A 20,350-nucleotide genomic window follows, 5' to 3' on the forward strand; every position below is an offset into this window, starting at 1 on the left:
TTCCGCTCAAACAAGCCGGTAAAACAACTACATGCTGCTTGGGCAACAGGGATCGAACGTTTTCAATCCCTTGCCAACCTGACCTTCCTGGTGTCCGGCGGAAATTCCAGCTGATAGTATAGTATATCAGAGAATAAAAATTAAGCCCCAAAGCGATCTGGACTGCAAACGGCCCTTAACCGTTGGATCCGCGCCGCAAAATCGCAAATATTTCGAGATGAGATGACCACAGAAACTGGTCAACCGGGACGACCTTTTCGATCTCGTAGCCACTGTTGCGCAGCACCCGCATGTCGCGGCTAAACGTCGCTGGATTACATGATACTGCAATAACCCATTCCGGCCCGTCTGCGGCCAAGGCTTCACATTGCGCCAACGCACCGGCACGCGGCGGGTCAAACACCACCAGATCAAAGCCGGTCAACTCATCGCCCACAAGTGGCTGACGAAACAGATCGCGACGCATCACTTTGATCGGGCTGCCCGATTGCCCAACAGCATATTGCAACAGCTCTACCGCACGCGGGTCACTTTCAACCGCGGTTACCGAACGCCGCTTACCTGCAAGTGCCAGCGAAAATGTAAAGCTCCCAACACCGCAAAAGAGATCCGCCACATTCTTGGGCGCAATCTCGACGACGGCCGCCTTGATCGCACGAACAAGTGCTTCTTCGCCGTGACTGGTGGCCTGCAAAAAGCCGCCCGGCGCAATTGGAACATCGATATTTTCAAAATGGACAACCGGCGTGTGACGTGCGGCCAAGGGTTCATCAGGGCGATCGCCTGTTTTCCAGCTAAGGCGGGCAATATTCTGGTCATCTGCAAACGCGGCCAGATCCTGACGCATATCCAGATCCGGGTCGTTACTGGCGTGAACCAGCACATCCAACCCTGTATCGGTCAATGTAACAAAGACTTCCTTGATATCGCGCGCTTGCGCCGGTGGGCAGGCTTCAAGAAACGCCACGAACGCTTTGCGGAACGTCATCAATTCCGGTCTCAGGACGGCACAGTCGGGCACATTCAGAACTGTGTGACTGAACCGGCCGTGAAATCCGACAAAAACGCCAGTTGCGCCAACATGCACGGAAAACCCTGCACGGCGGCGGCTGGCAGGTGGTGATATTTCGACATCCCCGACAAGGCCTTCGGCATCTTGCGGGTCAATACCGGCCCGCTGCAGGGCGACAATAGCCTTGTCGCGTTTCCAGCTGCGGTAATCGTCGTCATTCATATGTTGCAGGGCGCAACCACCGCATTCCTTGAAATGCGCACAGCGCGGCGCACTATACCCGTCGGAACGTGCGATTTCGGAAACCACCTCTGCCCCGTAACCATCGCCACGCTTCTGACGCAACGCCACACGCACTTGATCCCCGGGCAGGACGCAATCGACATAGATCAGAACCGACTTTCCATCGGGTGCTGCGACATGCGCGATCCCGTCACCGCGCGCACCAATCTGTTCGACTGTCACGTCTGCTTCAAACCCGATCAGCGGATCGCGCCGGGACGGTTGACGTTTGCGTCCCCCTCGGGCGCGGGGATTGCGGTTATGGTGTTTCATGAACTCTCTCTGGGGGTGAACTTTGTCACACAATAAATCGGCATTGAATACGGGTGCCGGATTTCCGCCTGAGATACACCACTTCACGTTCCCAGAACAGGGGCTAACGCTGATTTATTGTCCTCTGGTCTATCTCAATACCCTGTCCCGAAATACTTTTTGCGGATCCCGAACAAAATTATTCCGTGAATGCAGGCGACCAACCCCTTAAAGTCGTGTAAGAATAACACCATAAGATAATAGTACCGATTTCTTGTCGGCGAAATGCCATCGCCGTTTTGTTCATCGCGAATGCTGTGCTTGGCTTCGCCGATGGTTTCTGGTGAGGCCAGTTTTTTTTTACACACAGCCCGATCGGGGAGGATCAGGCAGCGTGTTTATGTTGGGGGAGACATGGAAGAAGAAGCCAAGCTCGTGGAGGAAAACGAAACCAAACAGACGTCACGCCTCAAGAAGCGGGCGTTGGTGGCTGGTTTTCTGACGGCTGCTTTCTTCGCATCGGTCACCTACCTCGTTTGGAACACGGTCGAGAATGATCGCAGGGCAATCCTTCAATCAGCAGGTCAGATTACGGCAAGTTCCGTAGCCCAGCAGGTCAAGACCATTGTGAACAACAATCTCTCGGTGCTCGAAAGCTTTGCCGATAACTGGCAAAGTGGCCCGCCAGAGGACGAACGTGAATATCTCTCCGTTGCAACGCCCCTGCAAAGCCGCTTCCCTGCGCTGCAGGCCGTCAACTGGATCACACCGAACTACATCATTTTGTATGTTGCCCCAATCAAGGGCAACGTACCGGCCATGGGTGCCGACCTGAAGCGCCATCCGCTGGCAGGCCCGGTGCTTGATATTGCGCTTGATCAGCGCCGCACCCAGATCACGCCAACCCTTGAACTGATGCAGGGTGGCCGTGGCTTTGCCGCCTATAGCCCGGTTCTTGGAAGTGACGGCGAAATCATTGGCATCATCAATGGTGCGTTTCGCATTCGCTCCATGCTGGCATCGGTGATCAATACCGAACAGGTCGAGGATTACACCGTACGTGTGCGCGAAGGCGATACGGTTCTGTTCGAGATCCGTGGCGAGGGTGACGATGAAACCCTGCAACGTACGGTGTCCTTCGAAGTGGTCGGCCGCCAATGGCAAGTCGATGTCATCGCTGATCCGAAACTGGCGCAAACCACAGTGCATCCTGAACTGGTCGTGATATTTGGGTCCCTGACCACGGTTCTGTTCACGGTCATCATGTTCTTGCTGACCAACCGGCAAAAAGCCCCTCTGCGACGTTCGGTTCATCACATCAATGTCGGGGATGACATCAATGACCTGTCACTGTCGATTACCAGGCTCGACGGTCATCTGAAATCAATGTCTTCCGAAACAGCCGAATTCTTTGACCTGCGCGAAGAAGACTACGGCTTCATCCGTTTTTATAATCTGGCACCGGAATTCCAGTCCGATGGCACGGCGTCGCGCCGTTCACAGGAAAAGATGTTGCTGGCGATCAATCGCGGTGACGAGGAACTGCGTCGTGAATGGATTGTTCGCAGTGCAGAGGGCGTGCATGTTGTCTGCAATCTGGCGATGAAGCCATCGACGACACATCCAGACTGCGTTGACATCACACTGCATCATAATCCGGCGGCCAACGCATCGGTCAACCGGCTGCGCTATCTGGCCACGCACGACCCGCTGACCGGCCTACCCAACCACGCCCTGTTCGAGGATCGCCTTAACCAGGCGGTTGCACATGCCAAGCGCTATGAAAAGCTGCTTTCGGTTCTGGTGGTCGATATCGACAACTTCCGGGCGATCAACGACCGGTTTGGTGCCGATGTCGGCGATGAAACGCTCCGCACCATTTCCGGTCGCCTGCGCGCGACAGTGCGCGAAAAGGACACCTGTGCAAGGTTCTCGGGCGATATGTTTGCCATCATCGCCACGGACCTATCCGAAGCAGAGGGTGCCGCACTGGTTGCAGAACGCGTGGTCGAGGCGATGTCGCAACCGATCCTGACCACCACGGGCGACGAAATCCGCCTGCATGTCAGCGTTGGCGTGGCCCTTTATCCCAATGATGCGCGCGCACCATCGCAGTTGATGGCCAACGCCGATGCCGCAATGTATCGCGCCCAGAAATCGGCTGAGTCGTCCTATTGCTTCTTTGTCGAGACGATGAACAACGTGATGCATGCGCGCCTGTCGATGGAAACGCAATTGCGCCGCGCTGTGGATGAAAAGCGCTTTGTGCTTGAATATCAGCCACGGTATCGCACCTCGGATCGCAACCTTACCGGGTTTGAGGCGCTTCTGCGCTGGATTGATGACAGCGGCAAACGTCGTCTGCCGCCCGATTTCATCGCAGTTGCCGACCGCACAGGTCTGTTGTCACCGCTTGGGCACTGGATCATTGAAACGGTCTGCAAACAGCTTGCCGAATGGCGCAAGCAGGGATATGCCCCGGTACCGATTGCACTGAACGTCTCAAGCCGCCAGTTCATTCAGGCCGACCTGATCAAGAACATCACCGATCTGACCTCCGAATACGAAATCGATCCAGCAATGATCGAGATCGAGGTTTCCGAGGAAATCGCCATGCGCGACCCTGAACGTGCGCTTGGTCAATTCTATCGCTTTGCCGAGGCCGGCATTGGCTTGACCTTGGACCACTTCGCAGCAGCCAACACATCGCTTCGCTATCTAAAGCGCTTCCCGGTGCAACGGATCAAACTGTCCAAGTCGTTGTTCAGCGTGGCCCTTGATGAACAACCCGAAAACAGCGTTCTGCAACCGGCAATTCGACTGTGTAAAAGCCTCAATCGCAAGGTCGTGGCCGTTGGCGTGGAAACCGAGGAACAGATGGCGTCATTGCAGGCTGCCGAATGTGACGAGATACAGGGCTTCTTGCTGTCTGCACCACGTGATGCGGCCGACACAACAGAACTCCTGATCCAGCAAAACAAGCCCCAACCGGCCCCCAAGGCAACACCGGGCCCGTCAGATGACAAAGGGTCTGGCTAGAGTTCTGGCTAAGCTGACATCTGAAACAAACAAAACCCCCGCAACGGTATCGCTTGCGGGGGTTTACTGTTCAGACTTGCATGCTTAAAGCAAAAAGACCGCCGCCAATCCAAGAAAAGCAAAGAAGCCGACCACATCGGTAATAGTGGTCAAAAAGACCGAGGACGACACGGCCGGGTCAATGCCCGCACGTTCGAGACCAAGCGGGATCAATGCCCCGAAAAGCCCGGCAAACAACAGGTTGATGATCATCGCAACCCCGATGACACCGCCAAGCATCATATCATCGAACCAAAACCACGTTACCGCCCCGGACAAAAAAGCAAAGGCAAGGCCGTTCAAACCACAGACGGCAACTTCCTTGCGAATAACACGCCATGCGTTCGTACTGGAAAGTTCACGCGTTGCGATGGCGCGCACGGCAACCGTCAGGGTCTGGGTACCGGCATTCCCGCCCATGGATGCGACAATCGGCATCAGAACCGCCAGGGCAACCAGCTTTTCAATCGTGCCTTCGAACATGCCGATGACAAGCGATGCCAGTACAGCAGTCCCAAGATTGACCAGAAGCCATGTAAAGCGCGACCGCGTCGTGGCAAGGATGTCGCTTGAAAGGTCATCCTCCTCACCGACACCTGCAAGGCGCATCATGTCTTCTTCGTATTCCTCGTCAATAACGTCAACGACGTCATCAACCGTGATCACACCGACCAGTCGACCGCTATCATCAACAACCGGCGCAGAAATCAGGTCGCGCTGACGGAACAGATGGGCGACGTTTTCCTGCTCCTCGGTCACGACGACCGTGCGCATTTCCTCAGATTCCATGACATCGCGGATCAGCACTGGGCGGTTTGTTCGGATCACGCGCGACAGAGGAACAATGCCCACCGGGCTATAGCGCGGATCAACAACGATAATGTCGTAAAAATCTTCGGGCAGGCTTTTGGCCGAACGCAGGAAATCAATGGTTTGCCCGACAGACCAGTAATCCGGGATCGCCACCAGCTCGCGCTGCATGATACGACCGGCGGTGTATTCCGGATAGGACAGCGCCTCTTCAACACGCGCACGCTCGATATCCGAAAGCGCGCCAAGAAGTTCGCGCTGCTCGTCTTCGTCAAAGTCCTCGATGACCTCGACCACGTCATCCGAATCAAGTTCGGTGATCGCCTCGGCCACCACGTCGGTGCCAAGCAGGCCAATGACCTCTTCACGAAGTTCATCATCAAGTTCAGTAAGGAATTCCGGGTCAAAGTCCGGCCGGATCAGGTCGACAAGCTGTTCACGCTGGCTGGAACTGGCCCAACCAAGCAAGTCAGCAATATCGGCAAAGTGCAACTCGGCCAGAAGATCGGCGGCCTTGCTACCCTCTTCTTCGCCAAGGGCGTCAAAAATTTCGCGGGCATATTCGGGAGTCAGATCGACATATTCATCGCCGGAGGACGTATCCGCCGGACGGTCGAGTTCTTCGACTTGACCTGTCATCTGCCCCTCCCTGAATTAATGTGCCGCCGTCTCTTTCTGCACAAGATAAACGCCGTGCCGGGCTTTTGGTTCCAATGCCCGACACGGCTGTTTCTGCGCCATCACAATGACTTGGTCAAGAGCGCGATGGCAGGTCACCTCGTCCCGCAATCAAGGCGGGGCGCGATGAGATGACGTTTTACTGACCTTCCTGATTCCGTGTCACGGCGTCAACCACGGCAATCGCCGTCATGTTGACGATGCCACGCACGGTAATGGACGGGCTGACAACGTGGGCAGCCTTCGCCGCACCGACCAGGATCGGCCCGACCGGAAGCCCGTCACCCAACATTTTGACCATGTTATACGAGATGTTGGCTGCATCAAGGGTCGGCATGACCAAAAGGTTGGCCGAACCGCTCAGCATCGAATGCGGGAAGATCCGGTCACGGATCGGTTGCGAAATGGCTGCATCCGCATGCATTTCACCTTCGATCTCAAGATCCGGGGCCTGCGTTCTGATCAGCTGAAGCGCATCACGCATCTTGCAGGCCGATTTGTTTTCATGGCTGCCAAAGTTGGAATGCGAAATCAAAGCGGCCTTTGGCGTAATACCGAAACGCTTGACCACGTCTGCCGCCATGATGGCGGTTTCTGCGACATGCTCCGGGGTCGGATCCACCGACACATAGGTATCGGTCAGGAAGAACGTCCCCTGCTTCATGATCATCATGTTGACGGTCGAGAAGTCGGTAACCCCCTTGCGCAGCCCGACAAGATTGCGGACATAGCGCAGATGGCGCAGGAAGCCGCCCTGACAACCGCACAGCATCGCATCGACTTCACCACGACGCAGCATCAGGGCCGCAATCACGGTCGGACGGGTACGCACGATTGCACGGGCATATTCCGGGTTGATCCCCCGGCGGCCCATGATGTTGTGGAAGTCCTGCCAGTCCTGCTCGAAATGCGGGTTGTCATCGGGATCATGAATTTCGATCTGCTCGTCGGGGACAAGACGCAGGCCAAGTTCGGTAATCCGTTCAAGGATGACTTCGCGACGCCCGATCAACACCGGATGGCAAATGCCATCATCGACAAGCACCTGACAGGCCTGCAGAACGCGGCGCGATTCGCCTTCGGGATAAACAACGCGTTTCTTGTGTGAGCGCGCCACATCAAAGACCGGCTTCATGACAAGGCCGGACCGGAAGACAAACCCTTCAAGCTGCTGGCGATATTCGTCGAAATCCTCGATCGGGCGTTTGGCAACACCGCTATCCATCGCAGCCTTGGCAACACGCGGCGGGATTTCCAGCATCAGGCGCGGATCAAACGGCTTCGGGATAAGATATTCCGGACCGAATTTAAGCTCCTCACCGCCATAGGCAGTTGCCACGATATCGGAAACTTCGGCTGTCGCCAGATCGGCAATCGCCTCGACGGCGGCGATCTTCATTTCCTCGTTGATCTCGGTCGCGCCGACATCAAGCGCGCCGCGGAACAGGAACGGGAAACAAAGTACGTTGTTGACCTGGTTGGGGTAATCCGTGCGGCCGGTCGCCATGACCGCATCCGGGCGGATTTCCTTGACCAGTTCCGGGGAAACTTCCGGGGTCGGGTTGGCCAGCGCCATGATGATCGGGCCTTCGCCCATCTTGCGCAGTTCGTCCTCACCCATCACGTTCGGTGCCGAAAGACCAAGGAAGATATCAGCCCCCTCGATCACATCACTCAGCGTACGTGCATTGGTTTCAATGGCGTATTCGGCTTTCCACGGATCCATTTCCTCGGCCCGGCCCTTATAGACCACGCCAAACCGGTCAGTGACCGTGATGTTGTGTTTGGGCAGGCCCATGGAAACCAGAAGGTTCAGACACGCCAAGGCCGCTGCACCGGCACCTGATGTTACAAGGCGGACCTTGTTGATATCCTTGCCGGTCACACGCAGACCATTGAGGACTGCGGCCGCAACACAAATCGCCGTGCCGTGCTGGTCATCGTGGAAAATCGGAATGTTGCAGCGTTTGCGCAATGCCTCTTCAATGATGAAGCATTCGGGGGCCTTAATGTCTTCGAGGTTAACACCCCCGAAAGTCGGCTCCAGCGCCGCAACGATATCAATAAATTTCTGCGGGTCGGTTTCGTTCACTTCAAGATCGAAGACATCGATATTGGCGAACTTCTTGAACAGAACCGCCTTGCCTTCCATCACCGGCTTGGACGCCAGCGGGCCAATCGGGCCAAGGCCCAGCACCGCCGTACCGTTCGAAATCACACCAACCAGATTGCCGCGCGCAGTGTAGTCAACTGCGGTATCCGGGTCTTTGACGATTTCTTCGCAGGCAAACGCAACGCCCGGCGAATAGGCCAGGGCTAGGTCACGCTGGTTTGCAAGGGTGGTGGTTGCCGTTACGGACAATTTCCCCGGGGTGGGATACCGGTGATAGTCCAAAGCTGCTTCGCGCAGCTTGTCATTTCTATTTGCCATCATAATACCTTTAAATTTCAGGTATTTACATAAATTAACCGTGAATCGGTTAAATCCTGATCATTCACTCTAGTGGGACCGGTAGACTAAATGAGTTTGGTCCGCTGTTGAAGCATTCAGTGTCATTCTCTGCCAAGGGGCTGCATTGCGTAATTTTCAACGCGGCACCGCACAATAAATCAATCGGTTATGCCGCAACTGCGACATCGCATTTGCCAACCGGTTACTTGCCTGATGCAAACCATTGTAGGGGATATATGGGGAAGGTCCACAAACGAAAAAACCCGCCATTTCTGGCGGGCTCTTTTTCGTGACCATCCCGATTGGCCGGGAGGCCAGATAATGGTGCGGTCGAGAAGACTCGAACTTCCACGGGCTATTAACCCACAGCGACCTCAACGCTGCGCGTCTACCAATTCCGCCACGACCGCATATGTATGTCTGCAAGCCCTTGAGGTATCGAAGCGGGCTTGCCTTGGCGCGGAAAGGGAGATAGCAAATTGGTATCCCCTGATCAAGGGCTCATTTCACTTATTTGACAGGAAAAATGCAAAGCAACGCCCCAACCGCGCAAATCCCCGAGTGGCGCACCACCCAGGAGTTGGTTTCCTACCCTGAAGCCCTTGCTGAAATGGAAGCCCGCGCAGAGGCCATCCATACCGGCGAAGCCCATGAACTTGTTTGGTTTCTTGAACATCCGCCACTTTATACTGCGGGCACCAGTGCGCACGCCGAAGACCTTGTCGATCCGGATCGCTTTCCGGTCTATGACGCGGGACGTGGCGGGCAATATACTTATCACGGACCGGGTCAGCGCACGGTTTATCTGATGCTCGACCTTAAGAATCGCGGTCGCGATGTCCGGGTCTATGTTCATAATCTTGAAGAATGGGTGATTCGCACGCTTGCGTTGCTCGGCATCAAGGGGGAACGCCGTGACGGCCGTGTGGGCATCTGGGTGGTGCGCGATGACGGCCGCGAAGACAAGATCGCCGCCATCGGTGTGCGTGTGCGCCGCTGGGTGACCTTCCACGGCATTGCCATCAATGTCGCCCCGGACCTGTCACATTTTGGTGGGATCGTTCCGTGCGGCATCTCTGATCATGGTGTTACCAGCCTTAAGGACCTTGGCGTCGATATTTCTATGGCGGAACTTGATCGGCTGTTAAAACAAACCTTTGGTGAAATATTTTCGTGAAACCGTTCCCGAGCCATCCGCATGAGTGACAAGTCGCACCCGGCCAAGGCAGAAGCCCAAGCAGAAGCCGCAGCGCCCATGCAGGCCAAAGGCAGGACCAAGGGCCATAAAATGCCCGGAAGTGTTGCGAACGGTGGAATGGCCGACGCGGAACGTGACATTCTTGCGGAACTCGACAAGGCACTTGGGGAACATGTTGCCCTTTTGCTGCGCTGGAACCGCAAGCTCGTCCTGCCGGATTCGCCCGCCCCGGATACCGAAGACGACGACCATGACTGCGATTTCGGGGCCTGGTACGCTTTAAATCGCCACAACAGGCTCATTGATCAACCGGCCATGCATGCGCTGGCAACAACCCATCAGCAACTGCACGATTCGGCAAAACGGCTTTTATCGGCACGTGATGTCGACAACGAAGTCGATTCGGCCGAATTTGACATGATGGCACTGCGCGCGGAGTCGTTCTTTGCCCAGTTGCGTCGCCTTGAACGCGCGTTCCGAACGGCCCGCTCCGATGTTGACCCGCTGACAGGCACCTATAATCGCCAGACGATGATGGGCGATCTGAATGCCGAACGCGAACGCGCGAGCCGCACCGAAGTCCCCACCGCCATTGCGCTGGTCGATCTCGATCACTTCAAATCGGTCAATGACACCTATGGCCATCAGGCAGGCGATATCGTCCTGCAATCGGTAGCGGGCATTCTGCAATCGCATGTCAGGCCGTTTGACAAGGTGTATCGCTATGGCGGGGAAGAATTCCTGATCTGCCTGCCCAATGCTGACATGAAGCAATGTGCGCGCGTGCTTGAACGCCTGCGCCGGGTGATCGAGGCATCGCCGGTCACGATCAGCGATGATACAATCTTGCCCGTTACCGCATCCATCGGCGCAGCGCCGATGACCAAAAGCCGCACGACAGAGCAAATCATCGAAAAAGCCGACAGGGCCCTTTACGCCGCCAAGGAAGGCGGTCGGAACCGCGTGCGCGTCTGGCGCAGTCCGGATGGCAAGGCAGCTCCCACGGCACCAAAACACGGCAAGAACGCCCCCTGAGCGACCTACGCCCCATTGGGATGCCCTGCACCGCCCACAATCCAACCGGGCCCGAAAATTTTTTGCCGATTTTCACTGCAATGCAGCAATCTCAATCAGCGCACAATTTCAGTTTGTTAGATTGGAAAAGTGTTTTTGTTCACTGCAAAGAACAAAAAATTCCGCACAAGCGAAATCTTGTCTTCACAAGTTGGCAACATATCTGCAAACTATAATAAGAAAAAGGCAGCAAGGCTTTGCCCCCATCAAGACCGAGAGAGCAATGCCAAGAGTCAAAACCGCTGCCGAATTGGGAGGGAATTCGTTTAGACCCGAACGGAGGCCCATGAATGTCCAGTTCTATGGATTTCGCGCCTGGCGACCCGGCCCTGATGCTGACCGTACTGCGCAGCGCAGAGGCAAATCTTGATCGCAGCATGCTGCTGCGCCGTGTCTTGTCCCTTTTCTGTACCGATGATTACGGCAATCAGGTTGCCATTGAAGACAATCCTGATCTGCACCGCCGTATTGATAATGCCATTGCCCACCTCAAACTGGCCGGACTGATCCGTATGACGGCTGGCGAAGAATTGTCGATTACCTCGCTTGGAACCGCCATGATGATGGCCTACCCGATGGGCATTGATGACGGTGTGCTGTGCTCTCTTCCTGCTTTCCGCAACAGCATTTATGAAACCCATGCCCCTGTGGTGCAGGAACGCCATCTGCCGAACTCGGCCTATGGTTCCGGTTTCTCGGCCGGCATCGAAGCCCACCGCCTGACCGAAAACCCCTATCCGTCCGACTCCCGCGACTTTGAAGACTGGTTGATGGGCTGGGACGAGGCCCTTGATCAGGCCAAACGCGAAGCGGAAACGCTGGTGAACTGATCCCCGTTCTGCCATTCGGCATGACGGCCAAAGATATGCGACCGGCACCTGAAACGTCATCGTGGGGTGCTGTGATTTGAAGACCCGGCTTCGCCGGTATTGCCGTGCCAACCTGCGCAACGGCCAAAGCCTGCCCGTTCGATCCGCGACGATGGCAACAAGCCAGTGTCACTGCGCATCAGAACCGGCAGCGGCTTTTTGCCCCCTGTTCCCAAACCTGTGAAATTTCTGCACCACAGATGCCTCGTCATGCGCTCAGACATCTGTCGCATGTAGACGGGACCGTTTTGAAAGGGATGGCTATTTAACGACCAGGACGTCAGCTGTCCGACGGCTCATCCGCGCCGAAAATCGGAACCACATTGTCACCCGCGCTCTTGGACGGTGCTTTGTCGCCCTTTGAGGCCTTGCTGGAAGTCTGCGCCTCATCATCTGCAACACCCGTACGCTTGTGACCATCAAGCTGTTTGTCGGCATTCTTGCGTTCATGATCGCCAAGTGTGCGCTCGCCGCGCGTTCGACCATGCAAGGCACGGTTTTGATCGGCCTTGCGTGCCTTGTCGTCGCGTTGCTTTCGTTTGCGTACCTGACGCAGATTGACGAGATCGCCCATATCACAACACTTCTGTTTATCTGCCTGCCGGGTGCTGACAAAGGCGGTCAGCACCCACCCAAATAAAGCCCACCGAAATAAAGAACGGGTGCTTCGATATCCCGAAGCACCCGCTAGCCGTTCTTAAAATCCTTTTATGTCCGACCGGACTTAGCGCACGAAGACGTGCACCTCGTTGGCCGAGACAGATGCGCTTGTGGCATCAGAAGCACGCACGCGTGAACTTGGCATGCCCATATCGGTCAGCGACCGAAGAACTGCCTGCGCGTTGCGCTTGGATTTGTTGGCGTTCAGCGCAACCTGCGCCGGGGTACCACGATTCGGTGTTACCGCAACAACGTCAAAGCTTGCCTGCGGGCGACGTTCCAGAACGCGGTTAACCGCGTTGTAAAGCGCCTGTTCGTATTTCACGCTGGCCGTATCGAAACGAATGACAACAAGCGGACGGTCGCTTGGTGCTGCTGCCATGCGCTGACCGCTTGATGCCGGTGCAGCCTGCGACTGGAAGACACGTTTGGAAAGTGAGTCCCCGAAGATCTCACCATTCTTGACGGCCAGTGCCAGCGCATTGAGGTTTGCACGCTCGGTGCTGACATAAGACGTCTGACGCGCAAGGCTTTCGCTGATTTCATTGAGAAGACGGTCAATCAGCACTGTCGTGCGGTTGGTTTCGTCTTCGAGCAGGGCCAGTTGACGGTGATCTTCGTCAACAGCACCGGAAACCTGATAGGCCGAACGAACCGACTCAAGCAGGAAGGTCGACAGCGTGCTGTCGGCAGCAACCTTGTTGGCCAGCGAGTTCAGCGCGGCAATATCGTCGTTCACACGATCAAGCTCGCCCTGTGCGGTGTTCCACTGCTGCACCAGAACCGGGTTACCCGGCGTGGTGCCGACCTGCAGACGGGCACTGATCGCGGCAACCGTGCCGTGATAGGCCTGCGAGTGCGCGACGGTCTGTCCTCGCAGCTGCTGCAGTTCGTTGCTGTGCTGGTTCAACGCAGATTTGAGACGGTTCAGCTCTTGCTGCATGTTCTCGACTTTGGAACCGACAAAGGTTCCGGTCTGAGACACACCCGTCAGCGGCTCTGTGCTTGCAGCGACATCATAATTGGTGATGGCATCGGCGCCAGCCGGCTGCGAAGCAACGACGTTTTCCTGCGTCGTTTCCTCTTCTCCGGCAAGTGTCGGCCAAAGGGCCTCAGAAGAAAAAGAACATCCCCCCAGCATAAGGGCGGTGCCGATTACGGCGAGGTAGGTTTTACGAACGGCCATTTCGATCTATTACCTAAGTAGAAATATGCGAATCTCCCTGGGCCTGCTTTTTTATCTAGGTGAAACAAGCCCCTGCTCCCCCGGGATTGAATGCATCTTAGTCTACGACCACTTATGGAACAAGACGCATTTGCCCCTTTTTTGCCGAGTCTTGTCCTTATTCACTGCAAACTGGACAAAGCCGGGCAAAACAGGGCCGTAGCAGTCAGGCAAACCGCGCCTTACGAAAAAATGGCAAAAATTCAAATTTACCACTTGCAATGATACCCTCGTTTGCATAAGTTCCGCTCCGCCGACGGGGAGCAGCACTAAGCGAACCGCCGGAAAATAAGGCAAAGCGCCCGTAGCTCAGCTGGATAGAGCATTTGACTACGAATCAAAAGGCCGGGAGTTCGAATCTTCCCGGGCGCGCCATTGAAAGGCTCGACGTTAGCGCGTCGAGCCTTTGCCTTTTATACAAGCTAAAAAGCGCCCGTAGCTCAGCTGGATAGAGCATCTGACTACGAATCAGAAGGCCGGAGGTTCGAATCCTTCCGGGCGCGCCAGTCAAAGGCCCGACGTCGACGCGTCGGGCCTTTGTTTCATCTGGGGCAATCTGGCGTCTTATCCCTTGCGCACAGCATTCAGGAACGTCGAAACCGACTGTTCAAGCGATCCGCTGTCAGATTGCAGATTGGTTGCCGAACCGCGCACATCTTGCGAAACGCCTCCGACTTCCTCAATCGACTGCGCCACATCTCCGATGCTGCTTGCAAAGGTCTGAACACCCTCGGATGCCTTGCCTGCACTATTGGCAATTTCGCGTGTTGCAGCGCTTTGCTCCTCGACCGCCGAGGCAATCGTCGTTGAAATCCCCTCGACACGTCCGACAACTTCATCAATGCGCGTGATCGTTTCCACCGCACCCGTCACAGAGCTCTGAATGACGCTGATCTGATCGGAAATTTCATCCGTGGCCTTGGAAGTCTGGTTTGCAAGGCTTTTGACTTCGTTTGCAACAACCGCAAAGCCCTTGCCCGCGTCACCGGCGCGTGCGGCCTCAATGGTCGCATTCAGCGCCAGAAGATTGGTTTGCTCGGCAATATCCTGAATGATGGTGACAACCTCGCCAATCTGGCGGGCCTTGCCGTCAAGATCACTGATATTGGCCGTCGCTGTTCCGGCTTCTTGCGCAGCCTCACGGGCAACATCGGCCGCCATCGAGACCTGCTGACCGATTTCCTCGATCGAGGCCAGCAACTCTTCGGCAGCGGATGCCACAACCTGAACATTCTCGCTGGCCTGATCTGCACCGCCGGTGGCTTCTGCCATCCGGGAACGTGCAGTTTCGACAAGTTGCCCCATGCGTTCGGTAATCTCGCCAAGCGCAGCAGCGGCCGAACTGACGGATGCCACCGCCTGACCGGAACTGGCTTCAAAATCGTCGGCAACCTTGATCATGGCCTGCTTGCGATTTTGCTCGGCACGTTGTTCGGCTTCTTCCGCCTCGTCTTCAAGTTCCTTTGCCCGGATGGCCTTGTCGCGGAAGTTTTCAAGGGCGGCGGCCATCTTGCCCATTTCATTGCCCTGCCCGACATGGGGGATTTCCGCCTTAAGGTCACCATCGGCCATCTTGCCCATCACGGCTGCCAAATTCAGGATCGGCCGCGCCTGAAGCTTGCCGACCATAAGCGCAGCCGCAATCGCGGCAACCAGAACGATCAAACCGATGATGATGGCTTCGAGGGCAGCACTGTTCGCACTGGCCAGAACCGCATCACTTGGTACTGCCCCGATAATCGTCCACACCTGCGGGGCACGGCCAAATTGCACGGGCAATGCAACGACATAGTTTTCCACCCCGTCAAGTTCGGCCGTCACGAAACCTTCCGTGCGGGCTTGTTCAAGCAGTTCAGCCGTGACGCCGGTGTCTTCCAGACTTGCGGCAAGCAAAGCCGGATCCGGATGGGCAACGACGGACCCGGTATCGGTCACAAGCCACACCCTGCCAACGCCAAACGGCTTTTCCTCTGCCACGCGACTTTGAAGTGCGCCAAGTTCAAGATCGACACCTGAAACCGCAATCACCTTGCCATCCACAATGACCGGCGCTGTCGCAGAGGTCATGACGACCTCGCTGTCGTCAGCCAGCGTCTCGACATAGGGTTCAAGCACGGCTGGCAGCTTGGTGGTTTCAGACACCATATAAAAGTCTTCGCCGAAATCGCCGGTTGCGTCGTAGTCAGCATCCGTGTCCATGACGATATCGCTGCCATCACGCACCCAATAGGGTGTGTAAATCCCTGCGGCATCACCGCCTGATTTTCCGATCCAGTCGGCATCAGAACCGCCCAGAACGTTCGGGCGCGCCAGCGTCCAGGTACCAAACCAGCTTTCGTGATCAACAAGGGATTCCCGCAAGGCCTGGCTAAGCACTTCGCGCCCGTCACTGCTGCCAGATGTTTTGCCATTGCGTGCAACCGCGGCTGCCATATCGGAGAAACCGGAACTCGCGGTAAGGGCCGTTTCAACAACCTCGGACATATCATTGGCAGCGGTTCGGATTTCGCTGCGCATCTGGGAAATACCGCCACTGCGGGCCGCATCAAATGCGCGGCTCGACGATTGGGCGATCACAATCACCAGTGCCAGCGCAACAACGACCGCCGAAAACAGCGCAATTTTTGCACCAAGTGCAAGATTGTTCATCAGTCCCCCTTCTCATCTGCACCAGAACAGCACGTTCCAACGGCAGACAAACCAACGGATTAACCTGGAAGAATTGCCGCCGCAGAAGACAAGCGGTCTGTTACCCGAAGTTAGAGTGCCTGAATATTTGAACTATTTCAAATGTTTGGAGCTGTTTTCGTTCCTGATGGACGAACAGCACAACGCAAATAGTCGTGGTTTGGAAACGAAAAAAGCCCGGCGCTTGTATGCACCGGGCTTCGCTGGTCGAAATTCCGAATTCATTACATGCCAGGCATGATCACCGTATCAATCACGTGAATAACACCGTTGTCGGTTTCGATGTCAGCAGTCACCACGCTGGCTTCATCGACCATGACACCATTCGTGGCATCCACATCGATGCTATCGCCCTGAACGCTTGCGACCATCATTTCCTTGCCGGCAATATCACCCGACATGACTTTGCCCGGAACAACGTGATAGGTCAGGATAGATACGAGCTGATCCTTGTTTTCCGGTTTCAGCAGGTCTTCGACAGTTCCGGCAGGCAGTTTTGCAAACGCCTCGTCGGTCGGGGCAAATACGGTAAACGGACCGTCACCCTTCAAGGTGTCAACAAGCCCTGCTGCCTTTACAGCAGTGACAAGCGTGTTGAATGAACCTGCGGCAACGGCGGTATCAACGATGTCAGCTGCCTTGGCAGACATCGCACCAAAGGTAAGGCTGGCAGCGGTAGCAACGGCAATAAGAGATGTTTTGATCGCAGACATGGTCCTGTTCTCCTGTTAACCAACGTTTGTTTCCAACGTCGAATTTTTGCTGTCACAGGAAGGCATACGCCCCATCATCACACACCAGTTCAATCATATGATTGTGATGACACACACCCCATCCAATCACCTTTGGGCAACGTACTGACCCTTTCGTGCGCGCCCAACACACGACAAAATCACTGTACCTTGCATCGCCCGGTGCTATGGTCACGTGATAACAAGGGCACTGCCCCAACGGGAGAACCTCCTAGAACGGAGCGCACCACATGAACGCCAACACCCGGATCACCATTTCCTGCAACGACCGCGTCGGTTTGATTTCAGATATCACCGGACGGCTGTTTGATATTGGGACCAATCTTGGCCCAACGTCCTTCTCTCTTGAAGGCAACCGGGCGCACTTCGAAACCAGTTGTGAACTCCCCGAAGACTGCCCGATTGCTGAATGCGAAACGGGCCTTCGGGAACTGGCACTGGAAAATGCCGATATCACGGTCGAAGCCATCGCCGCTGCACCGGAACTGACGACAGCACCGGGCGCAACCCATCTGATTGAATGTTCGGGGATTGATCAGCCAGGCCTGATTGCGCGCCTGTCAGAAATCTTTATCGAATATAACGCCAACATCGTGCGTCTGGCCGCATCGGCAACCGATGAAAAAGATGCCCGGATCTACACCCTGCGCTTTGCGGTTGCCATTCCGCCTGAACGGTCGGCCAACTGCCTGGCAACGCTTGCCAATACAGCGGGATCCATGCGCCTCGTCTTCAAGTTTGACGAGCTCTGAGACCCGCTAGATCACCACACGGTTTCGACCCGACTGTTTCGCCCGATAAAGTTTCTGGTCGGCACTTTTCAGCACCGCCCACGGGTCGGTGGTGTCTTCGTCGCGTTCGCACACACCGACCGAAATGGTGACGGATACAGGTTTGGATTTCTCGGGCGGGGTGATCTTGTTATCCGCGATGCGTTGGCGCAGGGCATCAAGCGGCTCCTGGGCCCGTTCTGCGGTCCGCCCGGCAAACAGGACCGCAAATTCTTCGCCGCCATAACGGTATGCCTTGCCGCCCCCGCCGACACGCGCAAGCTCACGCGCGACCTTTTTTAAAACGATATCGCCAACATCATGACCATAGGTGTCGTTGAACTTCTTGAAGTGATCAACATCAAGCATCGCGATCGCATACTGATTGCCAAGTTCCGCCATCGCATGTCCCAGCGCGCGCCGCCCCGGCAACCCGGTCAGATCATCCACGAACGCCATCCGCCAGGCTTCCTGCGCCAGTCCTGCCAGAACCACACCGGTCGCAGCAAGATATCCATATTGAATGACACCGGCCCCCATCACGGTTGCCGCATCAATCGCGATGATCGCCGCTGCAAAGCTGGTTTCAAGCGGCTTGTGCCGGATCAAAAGCAGGACCACCGCAATAGCTGAAATGATCATCGCCGGATGGGGCATCGTCCCAAGCACACCTGTGCTGGCAAAGAACCGTGTCTCAAGAACGCGATAAAGGGCGGAACCAACATCGGGCTGCCCGGCCAGCATCAGCATGACAAAGATCTGCAATCCCAGAATCAGCATTCGGGCAATACCACGCGGGTTCAAAACACCCCGTTCTGCGGTAAAGCCCAGAAATAGAAGGTTCAACGGAACCAGATAAAGTGTCGCGATCTGAAGAAACGCCAGCCCCTCGGCCGAAATGCCCGCCCCGTTGCCAACCAGAAGCCAATAGCAAATCAGCAACAAAGCCATGACAAAAACCGCACGCCCGCGGTTAAACCACCACCCGATCACCCCGCCCAGCAATGCCAGCAAGAACGGGCCATATCGCACCAGACCAGCAAGTTCCGCAGGCACCAGCGTCGGTGAAACGGCCAGCACCAGACACGCCCCCAGAATAAGCGCGGGTGCCAGACCGGCAGAAACAACGATGGAATAAACGCGACGCATGGGCCGTTTGATACTACCTGCTGATAGGGTCTCCGGGACGCATACCGGGCCGCAAACCCGATAACGTCGGTAATCTAACGACAGTCGTGTTAAGGGGCTATTGCTTTATCCGGCTTATCTCGAGTTTTTCTTAACTAGAGCCTGCTCTGGGTCCTCTGCGCCGAAAGCACTAGAAGGATAAGCGTATTTGGGCTTGCCAGCATTCGCATCCGCACCATAGATTACCCACAGGATTACTGCGACGCACAATGATCGCAGGCCACATAACTGTCACGGCGGCCACGGTACGATCCCGAAAACGGGACGCAAGAATACGCCACATGCCTCGCGCGATGATCGATTGATGATCCATCGCCTGCGACGCACTGATTGAAATGACAGGTTCTGGAGAAACGTTACCATGAGCTTCACCACACCGCCCCCGGCCCCGGCACGTCTGAACCGGTCCGAACTTGCCGTTCCCGGCAGTCGCATCGAACTGTTTGAAAAGGCCGCGAAATCCAAGGCCGATGCCATTTTCCTTGATCTGGAAGACGCCGTCGCGCCCAGTGACAAGGAACAGGCGCGCAAAAACATCATCGAGGCCATCAACGATATCGACTGGGGCGACAAGGTCCTGTCGGTTCGCATCAACGGTCTTGATACCCATTACATGTACCGTGACGTCGTCGATGTTCTCGAACAGGCCGGTGACCGGCTTGACCTGATCATGATCCCCAAGGTCGGAACCGCTGCCGACGTTTATGCGCTTGATATGATGGCAACCCAGATCGAAACGGCCAAGGGCCGCAAAAAGCGCATCGGGTTCGAGCTGATCATTGAAACCGCCCTTGGCATGCAAAACATCCATGAAATTGCCGCAGGCTCCCCGCGCAATGAAAGCCTGCATTTCGGCGTGGCCGACTACGCCGCCTCGACCAAGGCCATGACAACCGGCATTGGCGGCCCGAACCCGCATTATGGTGTCCTGACCGACAAGGATGGCGACAATCCGCGCGATTATCACTGGGGCGACATGTGGCACTATGCCATTGCGCGCATGGTGGTTGCGGCGCGCGCCAATGGCCTGCGTCCGATTGATGGTCCGTTTGGTGATTTTTCCGATCCGGATGGCTATCGCGCACAAGCCGCCCGCGCCATGGTACTGGGCTGCGAGGGCAAATGGGCCATTCACCCAAGCCAGATCGCCCTGTCGAACGAGGTTTACTCGCCTTCCGAAGAAGAAGTCACCAAAGCCAAGCGCATCCTTGAAGCAATGGAAAAGGCCCAGGCCGAAGGAGCCGGTGCCGTCGCCCTTGATGGTCGTCTGATTGATATCGCATCGATCAAACAGGCCGAAGTCATGGTCCGTCAGGCCGAAGCCATCGCCGCACGCGACGCGGGCTAGGCATAGAACGCCAA

14 protein-coding genes and 3 tRNA genes are annotated in these 20,350 nt (G+C 56.0%); 8 read left to right on the plus strand and 9 right to left on the minus strand.

From position 1 onward, the window contains the following. Positions 1-175: 175 nt before the first annotated feature. The gene (locus AUQ43_RS08015; protein WP_062955751.1) at positions 176-1,567 is read right to left on the minus strand and encodes a class I SAM-dependent RNA methyltransferase; all 1,392 of its coding nucleotides are present in this window, start codon (positions 1,565-1,567) and stop codon (positions 176-178) included. Between the two features lie 393 nt (positions 1,568-1,960). On the opposite strand from AUQ43_RS08015, the gene AUQ43_RS08020 reads away from it, so the two are divergent. Continuing rightward, positions 1,961-4,585, plus strand: a complete 2,625-nt coding sequence (locus AUQ43_RS08020) for an EAL domain-containing protein (protein ID WP_062955752.1) — start codon at positions 1,961-1,963, stop codon at positions 4,583-4,585. Positions 4,586-4,669: 84 nt separating this feature from the next. On the opposite strand, the gene mgtE is transcribed toward AUQ43_RS08020, so the two are convergent. From mgtE to AUQ43_RS08035, 3 genes are all read right to left on the minus strand, one after another. Then, positions 4,670-6,073, minus strand: coding sequence for a magnesium transporter (mgtE, locus tag AUQ43_RS08025; RefSeq protein ID WP_062955753.1), 1,404 nt, complete (start codon positions 6,071-6,073; stop codon positions 4,670-4,672). A 178-nt stretch (positions 6,074-6,251) separates the two neighbouring features. Continuing rightward, positions 6,252-8,543, minus strand: coding sequence for an NADP-dependent malic enzyme (locus tag AUQ43_RS08030; protein ID WP_062956023.1), 2,292 nt, complete (start codon positions 8,541-8,543; stop codon positions 6,252-6,254). A 343-nt stretch (positions 8,544-8,886) separates the two neighbouring features. Further along, positions 8,887-8,974 (minus strand) — tRNA-Leu (locus AUQ43_RS08035). Positions 8,975-9,090: 116 nt separating this feature from the next. On the opposite strand from AUQ43_RS08035, the gene lipB reads away from it, so the two are divergent. From lipB to AUQ43_RS08050, 3 genes are all read left to right on the plus strand, one after another. Then, positions 9,091-9,741 carry a lipoyl(octanoyl) transferase LipB gene (gene lipB / locus AUQ43_RS08040; RefSeq protein ID WP_062955754.1) on the plus strand — a complete coding sequence of 217 codons (651 nt, stop codon included), beginning with the start codon at positions 9,091-9,093 and terminating at the stop codon, positions 9,739-9,741. Positions 9,742-9,762: 21 nt separating this feature from the next. Next, on the plus strand, positions 9,763-10,797 hold the full coding sequence (locus AUQ43_RS08045; protein WP_232310628.1) for a diguanylate cyclase: 1,035 nt from the start codon (positions 9,763-9,765) through the stop codon (positions 10,795-10,797). Between the two features lie 329 nt (positions 10,798-11,126). After that, on the plus strand, positions 11,127-11,666 hold the full coding sequence (locus AUQ43_RS08050) for a hypothetical protein (protein ID WP_232310629.1): 540 nt from the start codon (positions 11,127-11,129) through the stop codon (positions 11,664-11,666). A gap of 319 nt (positions 11,667-11,985) precedes the next feature. Here the strand turns inward: AUQ43_RS08050 and AUQ43_RS08055 are convergent, their stop codons facing one another. Both AUQ43_RS08055 and AUQ43_RS08060 read right to left on the minus strand, forming a co-directional pair. Further along, entirely contained in the window at positions 11,986-12,279 is a 294-nt protein-coding gene (locus AUQ43_RS08055; protein WP_084272047.1) for a DUF4169 family protein, read from the minus strand. A gap of 150 nt (positions 12,280-12,429) precedes the next feature. Then, a complete protein-coding gene (locus AUQ43_RS08060; RefSeq protein WP_062955757.1) occupies positions 12,430-13,551 on the minus strand; it encodes a hypothetical protein in 1,122 nt (373 codons plus the stop codon). Positions 13,552-13,888: 337 nt separating this feature from the next. On the opposite strand from AUQ43_RS08060, the gene AUQ43_RS08065 reads away from it, so the two are divergent. Beyond that, positions 13,889-13,965, plus strand: a tRNA-Arg gene (locus AUQ43_RS08065). Between the two features lie 54 nt (positions 13,966-14,019). Continuing rightward, a tRNA-Arg gene (locus AUQ43_RS08070) sits at positions 14,020-14,096 on the plus strand. Between the two features lie 58 nt (positions 14,097-14,154). Here AUQ43_RS08070 and AUQ43_RS08075 read toward each other — a convergent pair. Both AUQ43_RS08075 and AUQ43_RS08080 read right to left on the minus strand, forming a co-directional pair. Then, positions 14,155-16,239 carry a methyl-accepting chemotaxis protein gene (locus AUQ43_RS08075; protein ID WP_062955758.1) on the minus strand — a complete coding sequence of 695 codons (2,085 nt, stop codon included), beginning with the start codon at positions 16,237-16,239 and terminating at the stop codon, positions 14,155-14,157. A gap of 263 nt (positions 16,240-16,502) precedes the next feature. Continuing rightward, the gene (locus tag AUQ43_RS08080) at positions 16,503-16,928 is read right to left on the minus strand and encodes a fasciclin domain-containing protein (RefSeq protein WP_369813468.1); all 426 of its coding nucleotides are present in this window, start codon (positions 16,926-16,928) and stop codon (positions 16,503-16,505) included. A 332-nt stretch (positions 16,929-17,260) separates the two neighbouring features. On the opposite strand from AUQ43_RS08080, the gene AUQ43_RS08085 reads away from it, so the two are divergent. Beyond that, positions 17,261-17,782: a glycine cleavage system protein R gene (locus tag AUQ43_RS08085; protein WP_062955760.1), complete on the plus strand. Its 522-nt coding sequence runs from the start codon at positions 17,261-17,263 to the stop codon at positions 17,780-17,782. Positions 17,783-17,788: 6 nt separating this feature from the next. Here AUQ43_RS08085 and AUQ43_RS08090 read toward each other — a convergent pair whose 3' ends face one another. Next, a complete protein-coding gene (locus AUQ43_RS08090) occupies positions 17,789-18,949 on the minus strand; it encodes a diguanylate cyclase (protein ID WP_062955761.1) in 1,161 nt (386 codons plus the stop codon). Between the two features lie 400 nt (positions 18,950-19,349). Between AUQ43_RS08090 and AUQ43_RS08095 the strand changes: the two genes are divergently transcribed. Continuing rightward, complete coding sequence (locus tag AUQ43_RS08095; protein WP_062955762.1) at positions 19,350-20,336, plus strand: CoA ester lyase; 987 nt, start codon at positions 19,350-19,352, stop codon at positions 20,334-20,336. Positions 20,337-20,350 lie beyond the last annotated feature (14 nt).

This window comes from Thalassospira sp. MCCC 1A01148, assembly GCF_001613795.1.
Classification (GTDB): domain Bacteria; phylum Pseudomonadota; class Alphaproteobacteria; order Rhodospirillales; family Thalassospiraceae; genus Thalassospira.

Bases quoted from the DNA above. Each gene is read 5' to 3' on its own strand.
- AUQ43_RS08060 (WP_062955757.1), bottom strand. From the start codon at position 13,551: ATGGCCGTTCGTAAAACCTACCTCGCCGTAATCGGCACCGCCCTTATG.
- AUQ43_RS08020 (WP_062955752.1), top strand. From the start codon at position 1,961: ATGGAAGAAGAAGCCAAGCTCGTGGAGGAAAACGAAACCAAACAGACG.
- AUQ43_RS08080 (WP_369813468.1), bottom strand. From the start codon at position 16,928: ATGTCTGCCAAGGCAGCTGACATCGTTGATACCGCCGTTGCCGCAGGT.
- AUQ43_RS08015 (WP_062955751.1), bottom strand. From the start codon at position 1,567: ATGAAACACCATAACCGCAATCCCCGCGCCCGAGGGGGACGCAAACGT.
- AUQ43_RS08030 (WP_062956023.1), bottom strand. From the start codon at position 8,543: ATGGCAAATAGAAATGACAAGCTGCGCGAAGCAGCTTTGGACTATCAC.
- AUQ43_RS08075 (WP_062955758.1), bottom strand. From the start codon at position 16,239: ATGAACAATCTTGCACTTGGTGCAAAAATTGCGCTGTTTTCGGCGGTC.
- mgtE (WP_062955753.1), bottom strand. From the start codon at position 6,073: ATGACAGGTCAAGTCGAAGAACTCGACCGTCCGGCGGATACGTCCTCC.
- AUQ43_RS08095 (WP_062955762.1), top strand. From the start codon at position 19,350: ATGAGCTTCACCACACCGCCCCCGGCCCCGGCACGTCTGAACCGGTCC.
- lipB (WP_062955754.1), top strand. From the start codon at position 9,091: ATGCAAAGCAACGCCCCAACCGCGCAAATCCCCGAGTGGCGCACCACC.
- AUQ43_RS08055 (WP_084272047.1), bottom strand. From the start codon at position 12,279: ATGGGCGATCTCGTCAATCTGCGTCAGGTACGCAAACGAAAGCAACGC.
- AUQ43_RS08085 (WP_062955760.1), top strand. From the start codon at position 17,261: ATGAACGCCAACACCCGGATCACCATTTCCTGCAACGACCGCGTCGGT.
- AUQ43_RS08050 (WP_232310629.1), top strand. From the start codon at position 11,127: ATGTCCAGTTCTATGGATTTCGCGCCTGGCGACCCGGCCCTGATGCTG.
- AUQ43_RS08090 (WP_062955761.1), bottom strand. From the start codon at position 18,949: ATGCGTCGCGTTTATTCCATCGTTGTTTCTGCCGGTCTGGCACCCGCG.
- AUQ43_RS08045 (WP_232310628.1), top strand. From the start codon at position 9,763: ATGAGTGACAAGTCGCACCCGGCCAAGGCAGAAGCCCAAGCAGAAGCC.